General features: G+C 55.0%; 23 protein-coding genes and 2 pseudogenes. 12 read left to right on the forward strand and 13 right to left on the reverse strand.

The genetic code is table 11. The features are described from left to right. Positions 1 to 4 precede the first annotated feature (4 nt). Complete coding sequence (locus ACR0AO_RS13910; RefSeq protein ID WP_480604512.1) at positions 5 to 364, forward strand: VOC family protein; 360 nt, start codon at positions 5 to 7, stop codon at positions 362 to 364. Next, positions 361 to 651: an NmrA family NAD(P)-binding protein gene (locus tag ACR0AO_RS13915; RefSeq protein WP_480604514.1), complete on the forward strand. Its 291-nt coding sequence runs from the start codon at positions 361 to 363 to the stop codon at positions 649 to 651. Before ACR0AO_RS13910 ends, ACR0AO_RS13915 begins: the two co-directional genes overlap by 4 nt. A gap of 105 nt (positions 652 to 756) precedes the next feature. On the opposite strand, the gene ACR0AO_RS13920 is transcribed toward ACR0AO_RS13915, so the two are convergent. From ACR0AO_RS13920 to ACR0AO_RS13930, 3 genes are all read right to left on the reverse strand, one after another. Beyond that, entirely contained in the window at positions 757 to 1,512 is a 756-nt protein-coding gene (locus ACR0AO_RS13920; protein WP_480604515.1) for an SDR family oxidoreductase, read from the reverse strand. 289 nt (positions 1,513 to 1,801) lie between these two features. Next, positions 1,802 to 1,990 (reverse strand): methyltransferase domain-containing protein, encoded by a 189-nt coding sequence (locus ACR0AO_RS13925; RefSeq protein WP_480604586.1) that lies wholly within the window; start codon positions 1,988 to 1,990, stop codon positions 1,802 to 1,804. 38 nt (positions 1,991 to 2,028) lie between these two features. Continuing rightward, positions 2,029 to 3,180, reverse strand: a complete 1,152-nt coding sequence (locus ACR0AO_RS13930) for a glutathione S-transferase N-terminal domain-containing protein (protein WP_480604516.1) — start codon at positions 3,178 to 3,180, stop codon at positions 2,029 to 2,031. A 301-nt stretch (positions 3,181 to 3,481) separates the two neighbouring features. On the opposite strand from ACR0AO_RS13930, the gene ACR0AO_RS13935 reads away from it, so the two are divergent. Next, positions 3,482 to 3,841 carry a winged helix-turn-helix transcriptional regulator gene (locus tag ACR0AO_RS13935; protein ID WP_480604518.1) on the forward strand — a complete coding sequence of 120 codons (360 nt, stop codon included), beginning with the start codon at positions 3,482 to 3,484 and terminating at the stop codon, positions 3,839 to 3,841. A 154-nt stretch (positions 3,842 to 3,995) separates the two neighbouring features. Here the strand turns inward: ACR0AO_RS13935 and ACR0AO_RS13940 are convergent, their stop codons facing one another. Then, a complete protein-coding gene (locus ACR0AO_RS13940) occupies positions 3,996 to 4,985 on the reverse strand; it encodes an aldo/keto reductase (protein WP_480604520.1) in 990 nt (329 codons plus the stop codon). An 82-nt stretch (positions 4,986 to 5,067) separates the two neighbouring features. Here ACR0AO_RS13940 and ACR0AO_RS13945 point away from each other — a divergent pair, with 82 nt between their 5' ends. From ACR0AO_RS13945 to ACR0AO_RS13975, 7 genes are all read left to right on the forward strand, one after another. Next, a complete protein-coding gene (locus tag ACR0AO_RS13945) occupies positions 5,068 to 5,895 on the forward strand; it encodes a LysR family transcriptional regulator (protein WP_480604522.1) in 828 nt (275 codons plus the stop codon). A 160-nt stretch (positions 5,896 to 6,055) separates the two neighbouring features. Continuing rightward, positions 6,056 to 6,364, forward strand: a complete 309-nt coding sequence (locus ACR0AO_RS13950; RefSeq protein WP_480604523.1) for a sigma-70 family RNA polymerase sigma factor — start codon at positions 6,056 to 6,058, stop codon at positions 6,362 to 6,364. Positions 6,365 to 6,743: 379 nt separating this feature from the next. Then, on the forward strand, positions 6,744 to 7,712 hold the full coding sequence (locus tag ACR0AO_RS13955) for a zinc transporter ZntB (RefSeq protein ID WP_480604525.1): 969 nt from the start codon (positions 6,744 to 6,746) through the stop codon (positions 7,710 to 7,712). A 51-nt stretch (positions 7,713 to 7,763) separates the two neighbouring features. Then, positions 7,764 to 9,095 (forward strand): MFS transporter, encoded by a 1,332-nt coding sequence (locus tag ACR0AO_RS13960; protein WP_480604526.1) that lies wholly within the window; start codon positions 7,764 to 7,766, stop codon positions 9,093 to 9,095. Between the two features lie 231 nt (positions 9,096 to 9,326). Further along, the gene (locus ACR0AO_RS13965; RefSeq protein WP_480604589.1) at positions 9,327 to 10,010 is read left to right on the forward strand and encodes an IS6 family transposase; all 684 of its coding nucleotides are present in this window, start codon (positions 9,327 to 9,329) and stop codon (positions 10,008 to 10,010) included. Between the two features lie 422 nt (positions 10,011 to 10,432). Next, on the forward strand, positions 10,433 to 10,774 hold the full coding sequence (locus tag ACR0AO_RS13970; RefSeq protein WP_480604528.1) for an EF-hand domain-containing protein: 342 nt from the start codon (positions 10,433 to 10,435) through the stop codon (positions 10,772 to 10,774). A gap of 17 nt (positions 10,775 to 10,791) precedes the next feature. Then, complete coding sequence (locus tag ACR0AO_RS13975; RefSeq protein WP_480604530.1) at positions 10,792 to 11,157, forward strand: SPW repeat domain-containing protein; 366 nt, start codon at positions 10,792 to 10,794, stop codon at positions 11,155 to 11,157. Positions 11,158 to 11,202: 45 nt separating this feature from the next. On the opposite strand, the gene ACR0AO_RS13980 is transcribed toward ACR0AO_RS13975, so the two are convergent. The 4 genes from ACR0AO_RS13980 to ACR0AO_RS13995 are packed head-to-tail and all read right to left on the reverse strand — an operon-like array spanning position 11,203 to position 13,929. After that, positions 11,203 to 12,237: a succinylglutamate desuccinylase/aspartoacylase family protein gene (locus ACR0AO_RS13980; RefSeq protein WP_480604532.1), complete on the reverse strand. Its 1,035-nt coding sequence runs from the start codon at positions 12,235 to 12,237 to the stop codon at positions 11,203 to 11,205. Between the two features lie 5 nt (positions 12,238 to 12,242). After that, positions 12,243 to 13,148 (reverse strand): 30S ribosomal protein S6--L-glutamate ligase, encoded by a 906-nt coding sequence (rimK, locus tag ACR0AO_RS13985; protein WP_480604534.1) that lies wholly within the window; start codon positions 13,146 to 13,148, stop codon positions 12,243 to 12,245. Further along, on the reverse strand, positions 13,145 to 13,645 hold the full coding sequence (locus ACR0AO_RS13990; protein WP_480604537.1) for an ATP-dependent zinc protease family protein: 501 nt from the start codon (positions 13,643 to 13,645) through the stop codon (positions 13,145 to 13,147). The genes rimK and ACR0AO_RS13990 overlap by 4 nt, the downstream gene beginning before the upstream one ends. Before the next feature lie 5 nt (positions 13,646 to 13,650). After that, positions 13,651 to 13,929, reverse strand: a complete 279-nt coding sequence (locus tag ACR0AO_RS13995; RefSeq protein WP_480604539.1) for a hypothetical protein — start codon at positions 13,927 to 13,929, stop codon at positions 13,651 to 13,653. Positions 13,930 to 14,023: 94 nt separating this feature from the next. Between ACR0AO_RS13995 and mgtE the strand changes: the two genes are divergently transcribed. After that, on the forward strand, positions 14,024 to 15,388 hold the full coding sequence (mgtE, locus tag ACR0AO_RS14000) for a magnesium transporter (protein ID WP_480604542.1): 1,365 nt from the start codon (positions 14,024 to 14,026) through the stop codon (positions 15,386 to 15,388). A gap of 40 nt (positions 15,389 to 15,428) precedes the next feature. Here the strand turns inward: mgtE and ACR0AO_RS14005 are convergent, their stop codons facing one another. From ACR0AO_RS14005 to ACR0AO_RS14025, 5 genes and pseudogenes are all read right to left on the reverse strand, one after another. Beyond that, positions 15,429 to 15,980 (reverse strand): 2OG-Fe(II) oxygenase, encoded by a 552-nt coding sequence (locus ACR0AO_RS14005; RefSeq protein ID WP_480604544.1) that lies wholly within the window; start codon positions 15,978 to 15,980, stop codon positions 15,429 to 15,431. Positions 15,981 to 16,232: 252 nt separating this feature from the next. Beyond that, positions 16,233 to 16,502, reverse strand: a complete 270-nt coding sequence (locus ACR0AO_RS14010; protein WP_480604546.1) for a hypothetical protein — start codon at positions 16,500 to 16,502, stop codon at positions 16,233 to 16,235. 421 nt (positions 16,503 to 16,923) lie between these two features. Beyond that, positions 16,924 to 17,787: a LysR family transcriptional regulator gene (locus tag ACR0AO_RS14015; RefSeq protein ID WP_480604548.1), complete on the reverse strand. Its 864-nt coding sequence runs from the start codon at positions 17,785 to 17,787 to the stop codon at positions 16,924 to 16,926. Positions 17,788 to 18,611: 824 nt separating this feature from the next. Further along, positions 18,612 to 19,085, reverse strand: a pseudogene (locus ACR0AO_RS14020) (transposase); the annotation flags it as partial. A 411-nt stretch (positions 19,086 to 19,496) separates the two neighbouring features. Next, a pseudogene (locus tag ACR0AO_RS14025) lies at positions 19,497 to 20,142 on the reverse strand (IS6 family transposase). Here ACR0AO_RS14025 and ACR0AO_RS14030 point away from each other — a divergent pair. Next, positions 20,065 to 20,340, forward strand: a complete 276-nt coding sequence (locus ACR0AO_RS14030; protein ID WP_480604597.1) for a hypothetical protein — start codon at positions 20,065 to 20,067, stop codon at positions 20,338 to 20,340. The pseudogene ACR0AO_RS14025 and the gene ACR0AO_RS14030 overlap by 78 nt on opposite strands. Positions 20,341 to 20,434 lie beyond the last annotated feature (94 nt).

Here is a 20,434-nt window from a genome sequence, read left to right on the forward strand (position 1 = left end):
TCCCATGGCGCCTATTGCCAACACGATCAACTACATCGAATTTCCGCTGATTGACCCGTCCGCAACCAAACGGTTTTACGGTTCAGTCTTTGGCTGGGAGTTTCAGGAATGGGGCCCCAATTATCTGAGCTTTAGCGGTGCAGGTATCGACGGAGGTTTCAATGGCGAGGACAAAACGCCCGTACAGAAACCAGGTGTTCTGGTCATCCTCTTCTCTGATGATCTGGAAGCTTCGCTGGCGGCGGTAAAAGATGCCGGTGCACCGATCCTTCGCGACATCTATTCCTTTCCGGGCGGGCGGCGGTTTCACTTCGCTGATCCAAATGGCAACGAGTTGGCAATCTGGGCCGCGATGGCGAAATGAGCATATTCGTCACAGGAGCCACGGGCACGATCGGCACAAACGTCCTGCGCCTTTTTGATCAGAAAGATCAGACAGGAGTAAAGGCCCTCATTCGCAGCGCTGAAAAGGCGACTACGATTTTTTCCGACCACGGCGCAGAACCTGTGATGGAAGTATTTGAAGACCGGCAGTCCCTCGACGCTGCGCTTCACGAGGTCGTAACAGTGGTGCTGTTAACCCCGGCCAGCCTGCGGGCGGAAGCCGGCGCGTGGCGCGCAGACTTTATCCGGACATTCAGTCTGCGGTGACGCCGCCCGTCGAAGACGACGTTCACCGCGAATTTCGATGGTGGGTGAAATCACGTTGTATGGACGATAACGGCCATTGGTTTTGAAGCAACCAACGGCAGATATTCACAGCAGGCGGGTCGCCATGCCACCGTCAACGGCGACCGGAGAACCTGTCACAAAACTGGCCCGGTCAGACAGCAGAAACAACGCAGATTGGGCAATCTCCCTTGGCTCCGCCATGCGTTTCAGGGGGTGCAGGCTGGCAATAAAATCGTGCGCCGCAGGATCATCGCCAGCCATGTCGGTCTTTGTGCCACCGGGCAAAATAGTATTGATACGGACGCCCCTAGCCGCATGGTCAGATGCCAAAGATTGCACGAGCCCTATCAGACCTGCCTTTGATGCGGCATAGGCCCCCATTCCTGGCATACCCCCATTGCTGAAACCGACAAAAGTCCCGGTGTAGACAATAGATCCGCCGCCACGTTCCTCCATTGCCGGAATCTGCGCTTTAGCCGCAAAAAACGCACTCGTGAGGTTTGTGGCAAGAACCGACTGCCAGTTGTCTGAATCCATTTCGGCAATTGGCCCCATCTCACCCATAATACCCGCATTGTTGAATGCGCCATCAAGCCCGCCAAACTGCCGTTTTGCCAGATCGACAAGATCCCTGGAATATGTTTCGTCCGTCACGTCGCCCGCAAGGTAAACCGCGTGCCCGTTGCTCTGTGTAATCTGTCCAACAAGTGTGTTCAGCTTAGCTTCACGGCGGGCACCTAACACGACATTTGCCCCTTCCGAAGCAAAGAGAAGCGCTGCTGCAGCTCCGATCCCGCTGCTCGCACCTGTAATGATAATTGTCTTGTTTTTGAGTTCCATGGTCATACCTTTCTGAAGTTGCATGCCAATCAACTAGGAAATAATGCGAGTGAGGCGCGACCCGGTTCTTGCGCGTGTTGAGCAGCTTGATCCGAATGCGCAAAAAACGGATCAATTGGTCAGTCTAAAACGGGTGCCGTCATTCGTTTTTTGCAACCCATTCTCGGGCTTAATGCCACCGCTGATGCCAGCAAAGAACCTACCGATTAAGCCGACGTGAAAGGCCCATTCCTACCGCGTCAAAACCTCCTTTGGAGAAGTTAACATAGTGCAACTCCGGTTCGGTTTATCAGACGCGTGCCAATTGCAGTGCGCCGGCATCCAAATCAAAGTCGATCACCTGAGCGTTCGATCCAACACGGTCGGTAGCCATGAATGTCACCGCGCCGGACCCGCAACCGATATCCGGCTCGCGCATTCCGTAACCGATGCCCACCCCGTCGAGAGGCAGGATAGTCATCCGGTCAACGGCGTTCACTAACAATCAGGCTATTCCATTGCCCGTGCCTTCGAAGTTCAAACCGGTGGGCGGTGCGGCCTACCCGTCCCGGTGTCGAGATAGGCCTTGAGGCTGTCGACAAAGAACCTGTCCCATCCTTCTTCGCAAACCTCGTAGCAATGCAGGCTTGGGGAAAGCCCCACATGTTCGAAACGAATACGCGCTCCGTTTTCTTCGGGCGAGATGGTCCAGATCGTCCGCGTGCCGAGCCATTCTGTCTCGATCTCCCTGGGCATACCGTCATGCACGTGCAGCGCTTCGACGCATTCCAGCTCGACCCGTTTGCCGTGAACAAGCTTTTTTGCCTCGAAAATCCAATACGACCGGCCCGGCGGGAAAGTGAACCTGGCTCGGTCCCCCTCATTACGGATCGGCTGATCAGGTGCGGTCCACCAGTGTTCGAACCCCTTCGTCAATGCCTCGAAGGCCTGCTCTGGCTTAGCGTCAACAATGAGGGTTTTTTTATAGTTTCGCATGGACTGTACTTTCTCCTGTTCTTTCCAGTGCGGTGGCAACGTGTCCTCAATACCGGGAAGCTCGCTCATCCGTGCCTTCCAGTCGGACACCCGAGGATAAAGCTCGGGCGGATAGCCAAAACCAAGCCGATCCATCACTTCGTGGTGGTTCTCGACCGTCCGCTGGATGAGGCGGATTTCCGGAAACACGACCACATCGGCAGCGCTCGGTGCACCACCCACCAAATAGGGACCGTCTGCCAGCAGGCTCTCAAGCCAGCGGCATTCCGCATGCAACTTCCTACTGGATTCGATCAGCGCTTTTTCTTCTTTGCTGCCGGGTACCGGGTCGAGGCGCCGCAGCAAGACCGGCACTAGCACGGCGCGATTGGCCTCGCGCATGTAATCGCAGGCTTCCATGGTGATCTGCCAGATTCTCGCGGCTTCATCCGGTGTCGCTCCAAAGAGTGGAGGCTCGGGATACCGCCGGTCCAACCAAGCAAGAGTGGCAATTGAATCGCGGATTACAATGCCGTCTGCTTCCACAACCGGTACCGTTCCGCGCGGATTGAGCGACAGGAAGGGTTCGGATTTGTGTTCTCCGTCGGAGGCATTCAGCACGTGCTGATCCCAAGGGATTCCTTTTAGCGCAAGTGCCACAAGCACCCGCCAAGGTCTCGGCGCGCCGCTGATTGTGTGGACGGTCAATGTCATGGTTCAGGTCCTTTTTCTCAAGGGCAAAAACACTGCGAGTTCGGCATGGATAGCCGTCTTTCCTTCCAGAAGCATGGTTCTCCCATCCCTGTTCCTGTTTTCCTGACATTAATATGGGGCAAGGTAACCAATTGAAAAGTAGGCAGTTTTTCTGTACTTGGTCAGGTTTCTACTACTAATGGCACCAAATTCTCGAACGCGCCTCAGGGCAACCCAACGAATTTTCCTTCAAAAAGGTTTGATTTTTAAAGATACCCGCAAAACAATGGTTAGTAGCAAATTTGTACTGTTGGGGCCCGTCATGAATGACATGAAAAACGTCACGAACAATTCCGAGCCGTCGAACGAAGCTTTTGCCGAACGCTGCCCCATGCCCGACATCGCTCGCCTGATCGGCGGAAAATGGAAACTGATCATTCTTCAGGTGCTGATCTTTCAGGGTACGAAGCGTTTCGGCGAGCTCAAGCGGGACGTGGACGGGATCACGCAAACCATGCTGACCGGGCAGCTTCGGGCGCTGGAAGAAGACGGGCTGGTGACGCGGGAAGTGTTCCCGGAGGTTCCGCCACGGGTCGAATATACGGCCACCGAAAAGGCAATGGCCCTGACCAGAATGTTTCACGCAATGCACGATTGGTGGCTGCTGGAATGTAAGAAGTAAGGACGGCCCTTTCCTGCCATTGACTTCACCATTCGGATGCTGCGGTGCCTCCCGCCATACCGAACCTTGATCGAGCGCGCAGCATTTCAATGAGTAGGCAGATCGAATTCAGGGCAATGCCGCCGCGAGGATAATGACCAACAACCGGGATCGACTATCGGGCGCGATCGACTGCCTCGTCCGGGGTTCGGCTGATCACCGCCTCGATCTCGTCCATCAAGCGATCGGGCAGCGGGCCGAATGAAAGCGCCTGCGCGGCGCCCTCTGCCTGATCGACGGTCCGTAGCCCCGGGATCGGGATGTTGGTCGTACCCCTTGCCCAAAGCCAGCCGAGCGCCCCTTGCACCAGGCTGCGCCCTCCGGTTGTCAACAGGTCGCGCACCGCGTCGAGCTTGGCGAGGTATTTGGGATTTGCGCGGGCATCTCTGAAATAATCGGTCTTGGGGTTCGAGGTCGAACGGATGTCATTTGCCGGGATCGTCTGCTGTGCTCCGTACTTCCCCGACAGAAGCCCCATCGCCAGCGGCGAGCGGATCAGGGCGATGAGGCCCTGGCCATCGACAACTCCTTGCATACCAGGAGCATCGTAGAGAACATTCATGGCATGCTCGACGGCAACGAAACCGGGGCGCCCAGCCACGGATGACAGGCTTCCAGTGAAATCCGTACTCCAACCATACGCGCGGACTTTACCCGCCGCGCGCGCCCGATCCACCTCGTCGAACAGCGCCTCGGCTTCAGGCACCGACAGGCTGTTCAGGTGGAGCAACAGCAGGTCGATCCGATCACGCCCGAGCCGTGAAAGGGATGCGTCGATAGCAGAGCCCAGATCCGCCGGATCCGTGTGGTTTCCCAAGAGCTCTTTGCGGTCTTCGTTGATGGCGACGCCGAACTTGGTGGAAATCAGTGCCTCGGGTTTGTTACGCAAGGCCTGGCCAAGCAGGCGTTCGGCATGCCCGGCCCCATAGGCGGGCGCGGTATCGAAAAGTGTGATACCCGCGGCATGGGCCGCATGGATGGTACGGACGGATTCCGCATCGTCGGCATGGGCATATCCCACTGTCTGCCCGCCGGCGAACATCGGTCCGCCAATGGGCCAGCACCCCATGCCCAGTGGTGCAATCTCCTGTTCGAGGAACTCCATGCTGATATCTCCCTGACGGATCGCATGGACCAGACACCAAATTGAGTTTGAAATAAATGGAATGTATTGCAATGATCGTTTCATGGTTGAAACGAACTTCGACTGGGACGATTTGCGCCTCTTTCTCGCCGTCGCGCGCGGAGGCGGACTTGCCGCGGCGGCGGCAGGCACCGGAAAAAGCGCCCCGACGCTGGGGCGACGTATGCTGGCACTCGAACGGCACCTCGGCCGCGAGCTTTTCTACCGAATGGCGAGAGGCTATGCGTTGACCGAAGACGGTGAAGACCTGCTGTCACAAGCCGTCGCTCTGGAAAACCGCATCGCACCGGTGATCAACACAGATCCGATGCAAGCCCTTCCGCTGGTCAAGCTCTCTGCCGGGGCTTGGGTGAGCTACGTGCTTTGCAACAGATCACTCGACATCATTGGTCAGGATCCTGTCCGGTTGCGGTTCATCGCGGCAGACGAAGTGCTGGATATCGGACATCGGGAAGCGATCATCGGAATACGTAACCACCGCCCGGACGATACCCGACTGGCAGGCCGCAAGATCGGTCGCGTGCAATTCGCGGTCTATGCGACCGATGCAAAGGTGGCGTCTTGGGCGCGCGTGCTCGGCACGACGCCTTCGGCGCGATGGGTCGGGGCCATTCCAAGAACGCCGGGCGACATCGAGGTTACGCATCCGCGCAGCGCGCTCGACCTCGCTCTCGCTGGCGCTTCCCGCGCCGTGCTTCCCACCTTCATCGGATCACGATTTGATACGTTAGAGCAGATCTCGCCCGAGATCCTTGAGCTTGAGCATGACCAATGGCTGGTGACACATCATGAAGATCGCTTCCAGCCGGAGGTTCGCAGAGTGATAAATCGGACCTACGGCATATTGCGCGACGTCTGTACCGCGACCTGAAGCATGGCACTACCAATCTGAACACCGAGCCCGGACACTCTCAATGCTGCAGCGGGCGGTGAGTTGGGGCTCAGAGCAGAAACCAGAGGCATTGCGTCACAATCTGCTCCGCGCAGTTGTCTAACAGAATATGACCCCCAAACGAGGGAAAGCTGGAAACATGGACCGTATTCGTAGAACCGCCATCACGTTGGCGAAACAGGGCGATGCCAAGGCATTGGAAGAGCTGGTGCGGAACGTTCAGGACCGCGTTCACAAATTGGCCGTGCGAATGCTGGCTGATCCGGAAGCGGCGCAGGATGCGACACAGGAAATTCTCATACGCATTGCCACCAAATTGTCGACATTCCGCGAAGAGAGCCGTTTTGAGACTTGGGTCTATCGTGTAGCGACAAATTACCTGCTGACCGCTCGTAAGATCATTGCACGTGACCCGGGGCTTTCGTTTCAGATGCTCACGGATGGCTGATGGCGCTTACGCTCAATCTTATGGCCAAGCATGCAATCAGAAATCTTGTTGTCACCCAACGTGATGACCCAGACACTGTTGTAAGCCGCAAAGAAATTCTCGGTCTGTTCATGAGAAAGACAAACTCGAGCTGGCGGTGCTGCGAGACACGGCACGTGGCTCACCCGACCGGCCAACGGTCTGACGCCGTCATGCGGTGGGTGTTGCAAACTGAAAAATCAGCCTGTTATCGCGGCAGATCAAATTGTTGCATGACTATCAACCCGCAACAGAAATCTGTGCCCGGTCACTTCCATGTGCTGCTCTGACTTGTCGTTCAGTTCGCACATAAACCTTTCATATGTATTGACTTATTCATCGTAGCTAAAAATGATTGCCCATGGGCACTCAAACAATCACTCCGCTCTGCGCGTTCGATTTTACAGACGGTCGTGCGGTTCCGGTGGTTTCCGACTGGCCGGACCCTGTGTCGAGCGAACAAGGCGGGTACAGATGGCTTCATTTCGACCTTGCAGATAGTGGGCTTGACGATTGGGTCCGCCAGCATTTGCCCGACATTGCCGCGCAAGCCCTGGTGCAATTGGAAACCCGTCCGAGATGTGATCCCCACGAAGACGGAATCATTCTGAATCTGCGCGGCGTCAATCTGAACCCCAACGCATCTCCTGAGGACATGGTGTCTTTGCGGCTTTGGGCGACGGACAGGACCATCGTTTCTGCGCGCGTTCGAAAAGTTTGGGCCGCGGATGCACTGAAAGCGGCAGCGGAGAAGGGTTCCGGACCTGAAAGTGTCGGAGCATTTCTGGCGGAGCTAACAATGGTGCTGACGAAACGGGCGGAAGCCGTTTCGCTGGAGCTCGAAGATGACACCGATGCCCTTGAAGAAGCAGGTCTCTCAGGAGACGGGTTGGCGCCAGAGCAGATCGCGCGATTGAGACAAACCTTTATCAAGCTCAGGCGCTACATCAGTCCTCAAAGAGACGCCTTGGATGCGCTCTCCACTGCAAAAGGCAACATCATCGACGAACAGACATCGGTCTATGTAAATGAAGCCGCCAACCGAACACGCAGAACCCTTGAGGAATTGGATGCCTGTCGGGATCGCCTGACAGCGCTTCAGGATCAGTTGAATGCAGAACATGCAAACGCTCTTGCACGAAACAGCTATCTTCTGTCTGTCGTGGCGGCAATCTTTCTTCCGCTTGGGTTCCTGACCGGTCTTTTTGGTGTGAACGTGGCAGGCATGCCCGGCCTGGGCACGCCTTTTGCTTTTTGGGCTCTGGCCATCGCATCAGCTGCGATTGGCATCGCGCTCTACGTCATTTTCAAACTCTCAAAGTGGCTATGACGGAACGCAATACTTCTTCTCATTTTCGCGTTATGCCATAAACAGTGAATCATGATCCGACACCTTCTCCCCATTTCCGCATTGCTATTTGGATCGGGGCTACTTCTATTCGCCGGTGGCGTTCACAGCCTGATCCTCCCGGTACGGGGATCGATCGAAGGGTTTTCTGCAAATGCGCTTGGTCTTCTGGGGACAGGTTGGGCCATCGGTTACGTTGCAGGATGTCTTATTGCTCCAAGACTTGTTGGAGCCGTCGGGCATATTCGCACTTTTGGCGTGATGTGTGCTCTGGCGGCTGTGACAATTCTCTTTCAAGCCATCGTCATAGACAGCTGGGCTTGGATATTTTCGCGTGCGGTATCCGGGTTTTGCTTTGCTGGAGCAGCCATGATCGTCGAGTCATGGCTCAACGACAAGGTCGAGCCCAACACCCGCGGGACCGTGTTCGGCGTCTATACAATGGTGAACTTGGGTGCCGTTACGGCCGGGCAAATGGCAATCTCGCTGGGCGACGCTGGCGGCTTCATCTTCTTTGCCGTTGGCGCGATGGTGTATTGCTTGGCTCTTATTCCGACGGCTCTGTCAACTTCCGCCTCTCCGGCGCCACTGACCTCTGTAAAGCTAGACATACCAGCGCTGTGGAGAAACTCCCCTGTCGCGGTCGCGGCGGTTTTCCTTGTTGGTATCTCTAATGCGGCATTTGGCACTCTGGCCGCCGTCTATGCGGACCGTGTGGGTCTTTCCCTGACGGCGATTGCGTTGTTTGCAAGTATTCCCGTTCTGGCCGGTGCCGTCGCGCAAGTCCCCATCGGGTTCGCCAGTGACCGCATGGATCGCCGCAAGGTTTTGCTGTTCACGGCGGCGGTGGCCCTTGTTTCTGATCTGACCTTTGTCTTACTGATGCCGGAATCCCGCATAATGAATCTTGCTTTGGTTGGACTGTTCGGCGCTGCAATCTTTGCGATGTATCCAGTCATAGTCGCCCATGCGAATGACCATGCACGGCCGGGCACGTCCATCCAGGTCTCGGGTGGGCTTTTGATGGTCTATGGGCTGGGCTCTATCGTGGGTCCTCTGGTCGCCGGTATGGCGATGGCCACACTTGGGCCACAAGGCCTGTTCGTCACAACCGTGACCGCCCATTGTCTCATGATCGCATTCACGATTTGGCGCATATTGTCCAATTCGGCCGTCCCCGAAGGCGAGAAAACAGCGTTTCGCATCAGTGCCCCTGCCCGTGTGGTTACACCCGAGACCGCCGCTCTCGCCGCCGGTGAGGGTGAAGACGTGCCTTTGGCCGAGACTGAAAACGATCATGTCGAAAACCCAAAATCAAACGCTGACTTGGAGAACTCGCCCAACAGAGACGATGAGCCCCATTGAACATTGGAAAGAAAATTCGAGAACCAAGTTCTCGCCTGGGCGCAACTCGTCACCTTCCAGGTTTATTGAATCGCTGCCTATCAGATACGGAACAACATGCTCCGCCTTTGGCTCAAATAATTTAATGCAGCCTCCGGGCTGGTGGGGCAGGATCTGTCGCAATTTTTTTACCATCGACCTTAGTGGCGTTGGCGCCTGTGTGGCGAGCGACAAACTCCGGTTGAAGGTCGGATCATGATTTTTTTCAAAGGCGCACAATATCCGAAGGCCGTGATCCTGTTTGCAGTCTTTTTCTACGTTCGATACGGCGTTTCTTACCGAGATCTGGAAGAGATCATGAGCGAACGAGATGTTTCGGTAGACCACACCACGCTGAACCGTTGGGTGACACGGTATTCTGGCGCAATCGCTGAAGTGGCACGGCGCCGTAAAGGACCGTGTGACCGCTCCTGGAAAATGGATGAGACCTACATTAAATTGAAGGGCACTTGGATCTACCTTTATCGAGCCGTCGACAAATATGACAAAACGCTCGACTTCATGCTTTCACAGCGCCGCAACAAACAGGCCGCCACCAAATTCTTCGCCCGGATGTCAAAGAACAATGACCTTCCACGAGAAATCGTCATCGACAAAAGTGGCGCCAACACCGCTGGCATCAAGGCCATCAACAAGATGCTCAAAGGTTTAGGCTGCCCGATCCCGATCGCAATGGTGAGGCGGAAATGCTTGAACAACATCGTCGAACAGGATCATCGTTTCATCAAGAAGCGGACGAGACCGATGCCGGGGTTCAAAACGTTTGCTTCAGCGGCGGCAACGCTCGATGGAATCGATGCCGCGAACATGATCCGCAAAGGCCAGCTCATGCCCGGAATCCGTCCTTTCAAACAGTTCGCAGAGCTGACCGCCTAAATCAGACCCGCCACCGAAACGACATGTTGCGTTCAAAACTCTCAACAGATCCAACGAATGTGCCATCGAACTGGCCGCTCAAACCGACGTAAATCGGCAGCTTTTTAGGCGCTGTAAACAACGTGACATTGCCCTCATGATCGTCTCACCAAATCGTCCAAAGAATTGCTTACAGTTTGTCGTGGTCCACTCGCATTTATTGGACCGCAGATAGACCTAGTCCACCGTTTCGAAGATACCTCAGGCGAGCGTTGGTGTCCCAAAATTCTATTCGATTCTCCAATATCACCCACGACAAAAATTCGATATTCAGCAAGAAGTGATTGTGCCATATTCCCCGCGTAGCGCGAAAGTGCCCCCACCAGATCGGAACGCCAATCAACATTTCTCGTTTGTAGTGGAGAACTCGATCTGAGGAACCGTTGCAACCTGAAACCAGTCGAAATGCCACCGACACCGGAGCGCTACACCAACCCCTCAATGGGCCGAACGCCCATTATCTGATGGAGAACAAAATGAGTCGAGTTTCTGTTGTTGCTCTGCTCTCATCGCTCTTTGCTATACCGGCATTCGCCATGCCTGCTGACCTTGATCTGGACGGTGATGGCCTGGCTTCGCTGGCAGAGCTTCAGACGAAGTATCCTGAAGTCTCGGATGCGGATTTTTCCGAGATCGATGCAGACGCCGACGGCTTCATCAATGATGATGAACTGATTGCAGCAGTCGAAGCCCGGTTGTTACCTGATCAAGAAGGAAATGACTAGGCAACAGATCTTCGATCATGAGAAAACCTGCTCTGCCATTTAAGTGGCTGCTTGCCGCTACAGGCGTCTGGTTGGCCCTTTCTCCTTTTGTCCTGTTCAGCCCGGAAACCCTTCAAAGGGGCATGGTTGATCAAGAGGTACTCGCCTTCGTGGTCATCGGCATTTTGGCCCTGATCATGTCCGGCGCTGACGGCCGGAGTCACCTTCTCGCACGGGTGACTCCGGTAACGGCAATCGGGGTATTTCTGATCGCAGTCCCTGTGCTGCTGAGCGACGCAATTCATATTGTGACAGCGGCAAACGCATGGCTAACGGGATCGGTGCTGATCGTGCTCGCTATTTGGGAGGTACTGGCGAGCCGCAGATTGCGTGCGATCTCGTAAACTGGCGCGGGACGGGACGCTGCCCCGCGTTTTTTTTCAGGCCACTTAAATAATCTCGTCTTCGTCAAACATCGGATCACCGTCAAGCTGGTTGGCGATCACGTCGACCCGCATTTCAACATCCGGGCTTGTGGTTTCCGCGATGTGGAACAACGCATCGCCCTCGTTTACGACCGGCAAGTTGGTGCGGCCCACGATAATGCCGTCCGTTTCACAAAGTACATCCGTTCTGATTTCACCGAACGGGTCCGAAATCCGGCCAAGCAGGTCGCCGGCCTCGACATATTCTCCGGCCGCCTTGAACGTTCTCAGTAAACCACCGGCCGGCGCGCGCACCCAGGAACTCGCTCGCGTGTGAACTGGCGCTTCGCGTGCGGCAGCGATGCCGCGCTTAGCGACCATACCCATCGCATGCATCACCCGAAGAATGCCTGCAACGCCCGCTCGTGCGGGCAGCTCGTCGAAACGCAATCCTTCGCCACCTTCAAACAACAAGACGTCTACACCACACTCTTGTGCCGCTTTGCGCAGCGACCCGTCCCGCAGCTTTGAAACCATCACAACCGGAGCGCCGAACGCATTCGCGTATTTGATCGTCACGTCCGAAGCCGGAGAAACCCGAATTTGCGGGAGGTTGGTTCGGTGAATCGCGGCAGAATGAAGATCGATACCGAGATCGGATCGCTCGACAATCTGGGTCATAAAGATATGCGCCAGGCGACCCGCCAAAGATCCGCCCTCACTGCCGGGAAACGACCGGTTCAGGTCACGCCTGTCAGGCAAGTATCGGGACTGAGTCATGAACCCAAACGCGTTCACGATGGGCACAACCAGCAAAGTGCCTGCGACCTTGTCCAACTGCGGTGCCCGTAGCAGCCGCCGTGCGATTTCGACACCAATCACCTCATCGCCATGAATTGCCGCGCTGACAAACAGGACTGGTCCTGGGCGGCGGCCATGAACGACATGCACTGACATGCTCACCGGTGTGTGGTCGGACATCACGCTCACCGGCAGGTCCAGCGTAGCCCGCGTGCCCGCCGGGACTCTGAAGCCGCCAATTTCAAAGGGATCGCGCATCGCCCTTACCCACGCCCGCGAGTCTTGGTGCTTCCCTTGGCAGCATTTTTTTCCAGAAACTCGATGATCTTGCCCGCAACATCGATACCGGTCGCCTTCTCCACCCCTTCAAGGCCGGGTGAGGAATTCACCTCCATGACCACGGCGCCATGATTGGCGCGCAGCATATCGACACCGCAAACGTTGAGCCCCATCGTCTTGGCCGCACGCACCGCCGTGGAGCGTTCCTCGGGAGAGATCTTGATGGGCTGGGCGCTCCCGCCCCGGTGCAGGTTGGATCGGAACTCTCCCTCGGCTCCCTTCCGTTGCATCGCTGCTATCACGCGACCGCCAACCACGAGCGCGCGGATATCGGCACCACCTGCTTCCTTGATGAACTCCTGCACCATGATATTTACCTTCGCGCCGCGGAACGCCTCGACCACGGATTTTGCCGAACGGTTGGAATCGGCAAGAACCACCCCGATACCCTGCGTGCCCTCCAGCAGCTTGACCACCAACGGTGCATCGCCCGCGAGCTTGAGGACTTCGCCGGTTTGCTTCGGATCATGAGCGAATGTCGTTACAGGCAGACCAATGCCGTCCCGCGCCATGAGCTGCATGGAGCGCAGCTTGTCGCGCGATCTGCCAATCGCCACCGACTCGTTGAGAGGAAAGACCCCCATTATCTCGAACTGCCGCAGCACCGCCAAACCATAGAAGGTAACCGATGCTCCGATCCGAGGGATCACCGCGTCATAGCGCCCGAGCTTTTTACCATCGTAATAGACCTCGGGTCGGCGTGAAGCGATGTTCATGTAGCAGCGCAACGTGTTCACGATGTCAAGCTCGTGGCCGCGCTGCTCGGCGGCTTCTTTCAGACGGAGATGCGAATAAAGGTTCGGGCTCCGGGCCAGCATGACAATTTTCATGGGCGTTGTCCCTTCCGGCCCTTGCTTCTTGCTTGTCTCCTGATCCCTGTTGGCGCTTTTCTAGAACCCAGCAGATAGGAGTGACCCGGATCGACAAGAATTCCCCGCCTGCGAATCGCGGTGCGACCAAGGATCAGATCAAATTCCATCTTCGCACGGTTGGCCAGAGAGACATCGATCTGCCAGCGATGCTGACCGAGCAGAAGCAGCGTTGTCACAATCAATCGACGTTCGGGAACACCACCGGTATTCTTGATCTCGCGCTCGTCAACCACCCGCGTGCGTATCCGATTTGGTGACCGGCGGTTTTGTATCGGTATCATGAACTCTACCCATTGCTCACCGTCGACCTCGAACACGGTCTGGTCCACGGCATGGAGCGCTGCCGTTCTCGCACCAGTGTCTATCTTGGCCGGGATATTCTCTATTCCAAAGTCGGGCAAACTGATGCGTTCGCGCCAACCTATGATTTCCAGGTTTGCTGCACGTTTTGCCATGGCGTCTAAGTCACGCAATCTTCATTGGCGCGCCGGTAGTTCACAAATGAACTCGCGCTCATGACGACATAAAATGTATCCATATCGATTAACACGTACCCAAGCTCAAAAAGCGCAACCGACACCGCGCGGATGTCTGTTTCGTATAAGCGCCTGCGCCTTGCGATCCTGCGCACGAGCTTTTGCGGAATTCGATAACGTCCATTTGCCTTACCGCCAAAGTCCTGATCATAAAGTTCGGCCAGGCGTTTGGCTGTAATAGATGCCCAGTCATTTTCATGCATAACTTTATCTACTTTGGCAATTTTTGTTTGTCTATAGGCAAAAAATTTCTGCTATAAGGCCCGCACTGGCAGAACTTCCACCGATGACACGAAAATGAGCGACACAGATACTATCCCAAGGGAACTGGAAATGCAGGTGCAGCAGGCTTTGTCTGAGCGCGACGGGGTTGAACTCGCAAAACTGCTTGATCCGCTATCGTTGAGCGATGCACTGCGCGAGTTGCTCAATCTGCCGGTCGAACAGCGGAGTGTCGCGCTGTCGTTGCTACCGCCGGAACTGGTGGCAGAACTTGTCGAGGAGGCACCAAATGCGCTTGCGGTCGATCTAGTCGAGCGCATGGAAACGGAGCAGGCCGCAGAGGTTATCGAAGAGCTGGATTCGGATGTTCAGGCCGATGTCATTGGAGAGCTTGAGGACGCGGATGCGGAAGCCATCCTTACCCGGATGGATCCCGAAGACGCCGCAGATGTTCGTCGGCTGGTGCAGTATGAGGACGATGTCGCGGGCGGTCTTATGGTTGCTGAAGCGTTCACGTTTTTCGAAACCGACACAGTCGGCAAAGTATTGCGGCGGTTCGCCAACGAAGAATACGACCTCGAACGCTATCGAGGTCAGCATCCCTACGTTCTGAATGCAGAAGGCGTCCCAGTTGGCGTGGTTTCACTACGCAGCCTCGTGTCCACACGCCGAGGCGCGCGCCTGACCGAAATCATGGTGCCACCAATTACAGCCCCGGACACGATGCCGCTGGAGAAGCTGGAAGACCTGTTCGACGAATACCCGTTTCTTGGACTGCCTGTCGTCGAGGCCGATGGGCGACTGGTGGGTGTCGTTTCCCGGTCTGCCGTCGATGAAGCCCTCCTGGAACGCGCGGAATCCACCAGTCTGAAACGTCAGGGTGTCTTTGGTGATGAACTTCGGTCGATGCCGCTTCCACTTCGGGCGCGGCGGCGGCTTCAGTGGCTCTCGGCCAACATCGTTCTCAACGTGATCGCAGCAAGTGTGATCGCCGCCTATGAACAAACACTCGCCGCCGTAATCGCGCTCGCTGTATTCCTGCCGATGGTGTCCGACATGAGCGGCTGCTCAGGCAATCAGGCCGTCGCCGTCAGCATGCGGGAGTTGTCCCTCGGCCTTGCCCGGCCCATAGATGCCATGCGGGTCTGGATCAAGGAAGTGTCGGTCGGGGTTATCAACGGGTTCGTTCTGGGGCTTTTGATCGGCATCGTTGCCTGGATGTGGAAAGGCAACCCGTTTCTGGGGCTGGTAATCGGCGGTGCGCTTGGGCTCAACACTATTGTCGCTGTGTCCATCGGTGGTGTCCTGCCGTTACTTTTGAAGCGCATCGGTCAGGACCCCGCGGTCGCCAGCGGCCCATTGCTGACGACAATCACCGACATGGCGGGGTTCTTCCTGGTCCTAAGTCTTGCGACGGCAATGATGCCACTTTTGATCTAATGTATTATTTTGGATTTGAGCCAGTTAATGCCTGATATCATTACCGAAACGCCGGGCCATGTGCCCAGACCGTCAACGAGTGCCGGTCACCACTTTCAACTGGTGTCACCTGATGCAACAAGAAGCTGGGAAAGATGGTCGCGCTCCCCTGATGCCGACTGGCCGTTACGGCATAAGCGCCCGGCATAATCTCCAGATCACCGCCGTCGTACATCCCGGGTTTGCTGAGTTGAACGACCAGCGACAGCTTTCTTTTTCGAGCGGCTGGTCCGTCGCCAATGTCGGAATGCCACGCAAAGTGACCACCATCTGATGCTTTGTAGCAGGCAATCTGCGGACTTTCGGCGAACTCGCGCAGATCAAAGCCAAACCTGTCTGTGTTGGAGCGACGGACCAAATTGATCAGGCGTGCCATCACCCAACCGGTGCCCAGGACGTCGTCTAGCCAGGTCACATCAGCCCTACGCAGATTGTGATCCTTGTTCTGCCCGACAAGCAGAGCCTCGCTCGCCGGGACTTTTTGTGATGCGGCAACAATTTGCTCACATTCCCGCGCGGAAAATGCACCGGGAATCGAATGAACTTCCAGCATTCTGTACACCATCCTTGATTGATACTGAGTTTTACCAAAACACACAGACGGCGCTGCGCTGTTCTCGACCTAAGAGGTCGAAAGCGACGTAAGTTTTTGTGCAATCTCAAAGGTTTTCGGCCGGGCGGCCCGAAGCGAGAATTCATGCTCGACGTTCACGGGGCCCAAGCTGTCTGCAGTATGGGAACAGGGAGTTCGAGTATCGTGTCGCTTTTGACTGAATTATCCTATGTTCAGATTTTAAGGTTCCGGTCATCCTCCTCTAAATCGTCGGCATTGTCCGCGCCAAAGAAGTTCAGCAGTTGCTTCCCATTCGTAGTCGCTTGGGCGCAAACGTCGTTCCCGGTTTTCTTTTTCCAGGTCGAATTCGGACAGATCCCATATTTCGGCGGTATCATCCCAGTCTGGTCGGCTTTGCAGCTCCAGCTTTTTTGCGGCCGAGTGCTTAATAATCCCGAACCGCTCTGACGCAACAAAGCGCTGTATGTGTTTGGTAACGCGATAAATCCAACGCCTACCCATTGATACCTCCTCCCTCCACGTCCATGATTTTTGCCGTCCTCATTGCTATTTTAGGAGATCAAAACTGCTTTTCGGAGTGCCAAACCTTATGATTTTATCTCAACCGTATTATCGAAGATTAAAATAGGTGTTTATTTTCAGTATGTTATACCTTTGAGGCTAAATTGCGGCGATTTGGCAGGCCATTATCCCTCCTAATACTGTTCTGGCCTTGGTTGACGGCCGTGGAGAGAAAATGCGTTTGAGAAGGTCTTTTGGTTGGAGGTACTGGGCCATCATGGACAACGTTTCGATGGTCGGTATTACCGCAGGTCTTGTTTTCGAGTCAGGACACAAGCAGCCCGCAGCGACCGAAGCCTTGGATGCTTCCGAAAACTAATAATTCGCCTGCTACATGGTAAACCGCGAGCAATCCGCCGTTTCAGCCCGTGACTGGAAACTGTTTTTTTGCAAAGGCACTTAAAAGTTGGGCGGCTTTGCAGGGGAGGCTTTCAGAATTATCATCTGCAAAAACGGCGTAGGCCGCGTAGGCAAACCGAGGAGCATCCTCAATCACCCTCAACCGACCGGTTTCGACTTCCTGCGAAACAACCCGCCAGGGGAAAAATCCGGCGCTAGGCTGGGCTCTCAGGTATTCCAGTCCAAGTGTGCCAATACCAAGCTGCAACATAGGCGTCGGAATTTCCGGAAAGTTCAGCAGGTGATCTGCACGGAATTCTGGACCCCAGTCGATCAGAACATAGTTTTCTTCAAATGGGCTTCGCGACGTATCGAAATCGCTGCTCACGAGTACGAAATCATCTTCAAACAACTGCATTGCGGTCAGCCCGACAGTGTTCCGCGGATCATACATCACAGCCAAATCCAGCGCGCCCGCTGTGGTTTGGCTTAGCAGTGTTTCGGTTGAAACCGTTGACCCGTGAACCGCCACATTCGGGAAGGCATTCATCAACTCTGGAATCGCGTCGATCAGGAATCCATCCCACAGGCTGGGCACGGCACCGATTTCCAAAGCAGCTTCAACAGTTTCCGGCAGTGCAGCGTCAATCCGCGCCTGCGTCCAACACCTCACAAGTGCTTGTGCATGTTTGTGAAAACGGTGCCCGGCCGGAGTAAGAGTAGCGCCGGTTTTTCCGCGCTCAAATACCGGTCGTCCAAGTTGCTGCTCAAGCGACCGAATTCTCATACTTACCGTTGATTGTGTGACATAGACCTTGTCGGCAGCCTCCAGAAAGCTGCCCGTTTCTACAATCGCCAGAAATGTTCGTGCGAGTTCAATATCCATAGGCTATCTATTCGTTCTTCAAATATTATGTAAGAAGTAATTTCGCTATTCAACTAAAACAGTATATGGCAGATTTGGCGCGTAGCATGAAACTGCTGCCGTTGTTCGGTTGCGATCCCAGGGTCGCAGAGTTCCCAATCTCGTAGTGAGTGTCGAAGAATGGTTCCCGGCAGCGCGAAGCATCTTTCATGCTACACGACCTGCCTTGCCTGATCGGAACGCGTTGGCATGCTTTCGCGACCCATTGCAGGAAAAAGGACATGCAACGGCGACTCGGGATCGGTTGTTGACGTTCCGATTTCCGCATAGGTGGTGCAGATGCAAAGCTCCTCTATCGGCTACGAGCGTCACCGTAAAAGCTCCTAAACTTGACGTCAGAAACTATAGCTTCCAACGCAGGTATCGACCTTTCCGAAGTGTCAGAAGACAACCTTCAACTAATATCCTTCAAGAATCGGTAGACAGTTTCGTTTTTTTAGTCTCCTGGTGCCCCAAGTGCTAGGCAGATCTACTTCCGGCCAATCCGTCACAAAACGCTCCAGAACATGCAGAATCTTATTCGCACCAAGATTAGGCCAATCCGCTTGATCACCTCGGTGAAGGCTTCCCGAGATTTGTTCAAATGCGAAGATGTCGTTTGGTCCACTAGTGAGCTTGGTCCAATACAGTTCAGGTATCGCGTCGATGAAATAAAAATGACGCAATAGCCAGAAACGACGTCTCTATTCGAACTCTTTGTCGCCAGTGTCATATGGCAGGAATCCAGCGAATTCCGCGCACCTTATTTCGATGACTTCGCAGAGCTCTTCTCTACTACAATGTTGGGCACTCAAGTCGAAAAGCGTACTCAACGTCTGGCTATCGCATATCGCGTGCAGCTTGGTGTTCATGCTGCCCTTGGTTCGACCGATCAGCCGGCCACGCCCCCTTTTTTCGCGGCCATGCTGGTCGCGATGCGGTGTGCCTTGAGATAGGTCGCGTCCGCTACCCGGCAGTGCATTGCGTAGCAATGTCCCGAGAGGGGATCATTACCGTCTTTTTCTCGCCGTGCTCAGCGGCCAACCCGGCCATGATCTGAGCGAAGATACCTTTCTCGCTCGAACGCTTCCACCGGCCATAGAGCGTCTTGTGCGGCCCATATTCAGAAGGTGCGTCGCGCCAGCGTAAACCATTGCGATTGATGAAGATAATCCCACTCAACACCCGTTTGTCATCGACCCGAGGCTTGCAGTGGACTTCGGAAGATAAGGGGCAAGCTTAGCCATCTGCTCGTCGGTCAGCCAATATAGGTCGTTCATGTCGCTGCTCCGTTTTTCGAACCGTGAATCACGCAGCGTAGCGAAAATCAATGCATCCTGACCCTAGTGTCCAAGAAATGTAGTCCAAGCTTATGTCCGAATCTAAGATTGCCGTTCGCAGAAAGGGTAGGCAATTTGCTGCGACGCCGAAAGCTGTTGTTGTCCGGTTAGAGCGTTGTTTCGCATGATAATCCGTCGGTACTAAACTCGTTCCAATAGTCTGGCTTGGGCCGGATTTGCGTCTAAACGAAGGTAGCCTGAATCAAAAACATCGTAAAAACGGGGGCTGGATTGGGGGATTCGAAACCCAAACCCCTCCTAAATAGCTGATTTATTTAGAAAATTTTTATATTGTGGCGGTGCTGCCAGACCAATTCGAACCAGTCTCAGATTGCTTCGGAAACCGTGAACCTATCCGGAACAAAGTTGACGCCACTCAGCAAGAGCGGCGGTGCGCGTCAGCTTGAAGGTGTCTCGGCTGGCGAGCGATCTTTTCTGGTTGAAGTGGTTGTAGACTGAGGAGTGGACGGAGGCGAATTTCTGCAAACTTCGTATACGCCTGAAACGCTGCATGGCGCTTTCTCTTCGTCGGAACTGCAGGTGCGAATTCTCAACGCGGTTGTTGAGCCACCTGCCCGTCCTTTTGTTTTTCGAGTGCAGCCAATTGTCTGAGCGCAGCCTTATAGGATGCAAAACGGTCGGTCACGATCTCATCGGCACAACTATGGCGCTTCACTAACTTCTTGAGGAATTTCAGTGCTGCAGCTTTGTTTCGGCGTTTGGTGACAACGGCTTCCAGCACCTCGCCTTCGTGATTAACAGCGCGCCAAAGATAATACCGCTTGCCATTCACCTTCACGAAAACCTCGTCCACGTGCCACTTCCATTTGGAGAACGCGCGCAGCTGCTGAACACGCTTCCGTCTGATCTCAGCAGCAAACATCGGGCCAAACCTGTTCCACCAATATCGGACAGTTTCGTGGCTTACGTCGATGCCTCGCTCGTGCAGCAGATCCTCGACATTCCGAAGCGAGAGCGGGAAACGGATGTACAGCATCACCGCAAGGCGGATGATCTCGGGACTGGTTTTAAACTATTTGAAAGAGGCAGGTCTGGTCATGGGCAAAAGCTACGCAACCGCCCTGCCCCGCTCAAGTCAAGTTATCCTGACAAGACCCACCGGGCATCGATGCCTGATGACAAATCTCGCGCTTCTCTTCATCAGACCAAAACCGCTTCTTCCGTTTACTTATAGCGCGCCCCATGGTGTACACTATCAATGGTGGACACTTAGCCGCCATTCGTTCTTGGCGCAGCGAAGTTTTGGACCGCAATTTAAGGGTCGCGGA

The sequence above is a fragment of the Ruegeria sp. AF8 genome (genome assembly GCF_056541825.1).

Coding starts and splice junctions, on each gene's coding strand:
- ACR0AO_RS13910 (WP_480604512.1), top strand. CDS start 5: ATGGCGCCTATTGCCAACACGATCAACTACATCGAATTTCCGCTGATT.
- ACR0AO_RS13915 (WP_480604514.1), top strand. CDS start 361: ATGAGCATATTCGTCACAGGAGCCACGGGCACGATCGGCACAAACGTC.
- ACR0AO_RS13920 (WP_480604515.1), bottom strand. CDS start 1,512: ATGGAACTCAAAAACAAGACAATTATCATTACAGGTGCGAGCAGCGGG.
- ACR0AO_RS13930 (WP_480604516.1), bottom strand. CDS start 3,180: ATGACATTGACCGTCCACACAATCAGCGGCGCGCCGAGACCTTGGCGG.
- ACR0AO_RS13935 (WP_480604518.1), top strand. CDS start 3,482: ATGAATGACATGAAAAACGTCACGAACAATTCCGAGCCGTCGAACGAA.
- ACR0AO_RS13940 (WP_480604520.1), bottom strand. CDS start 4,985: ATGGAGTTCCTCGAACAGGAGATTGCACCACTGGGCATGGGGTGCTGG.
- ACR0AO_RS13945 (WP_480604522.1), top strand. CDS start 5,068: ATGGTTGAAACGAACTTCGACTGGGACGATTTGCGCCTCTTTCTCGCC.
- ACR0AO_RS13950 (WP_480604523.1), top strand. CDS start 6,056: ATGGACCGTATTCGTAGAACCGCCATCACGTTGGCGAAACAGGGCGAT.
- ACR0AO_RS13955 (WP_480604525.1), top strand. CDS start 6,744: ATGGGCACTCAAACAATCACTCCGCTCTGCGCGTTCGATTTTACAGAC.
- ACR0AO_RS13960 (WP_480604526.1), top strand. CDS start 7,764: ATGATCCGACACCTTCTCCCCATTTCCGCATTGCTATTTGGATCGGGG.
- ACR0AO_RS13975 (WP_480604530.1), top strand. CDS start 10,792: ATGAGAAAACCTGCTCTGCCATTTAAGTGGCTGCTTGCCGCTACAGGC.
- ACR0AO_RS13980 (WP_480604532.1), bottom strand. CDS start 12,237: ATGCGCGATCCCTTTGAAATTGGCGGCTTCAGAGTCCCGGCGGGCACG.
- rimK (WP_480604534.1), bottom strand. CDS start 13,148: ATGAAAATTGTCATGCTGGCCCGGAGCCCGAACCTTTATTCGCATCTC.
- ACR0AO_RS13990 (WP_480604537.1), bottom strand. CDS start 13,645: ATGGCAAAACGTGCAGCAAACCTGGAAATCATAGGTTGGCGCGAACGC.
- ACR0AO_RS13995 (WP_480604539.1), bottom strand. CDS start 13,929: ATGCATGAAAATGACTGGGCATCTATTACAGCCAAACGCCTGGCCGAA.
- mgtE (WP_480604542.1), top strand. CDS start 14,024: ATGAGCGACACAGATACTATCCCAAGGGAACTGGAAATGCAGGTGCAG.
- ACR0AO_RS14005 (WP_480604544.1), bottom strand. CDS start 15,980: ATGCTGGAAGTTCATTCGATTCCCGGTGCATTTTCCGCGCGGGAATGT.
- ACR0AO_RS14010 (WP_480604546.1), bottom strand. CDS start 16,502: ATGGGTAGGCGTTGGATTTATCGCGTTACCAAACACATACAGCGCTTT.
- ACR0AO_RS14015 (WP_480604548.1), bottom strand. CDS start 17,787: ATGGATATTGAACTCGCACGAACATTTCTGGCGATTGTAGAAACGGGC.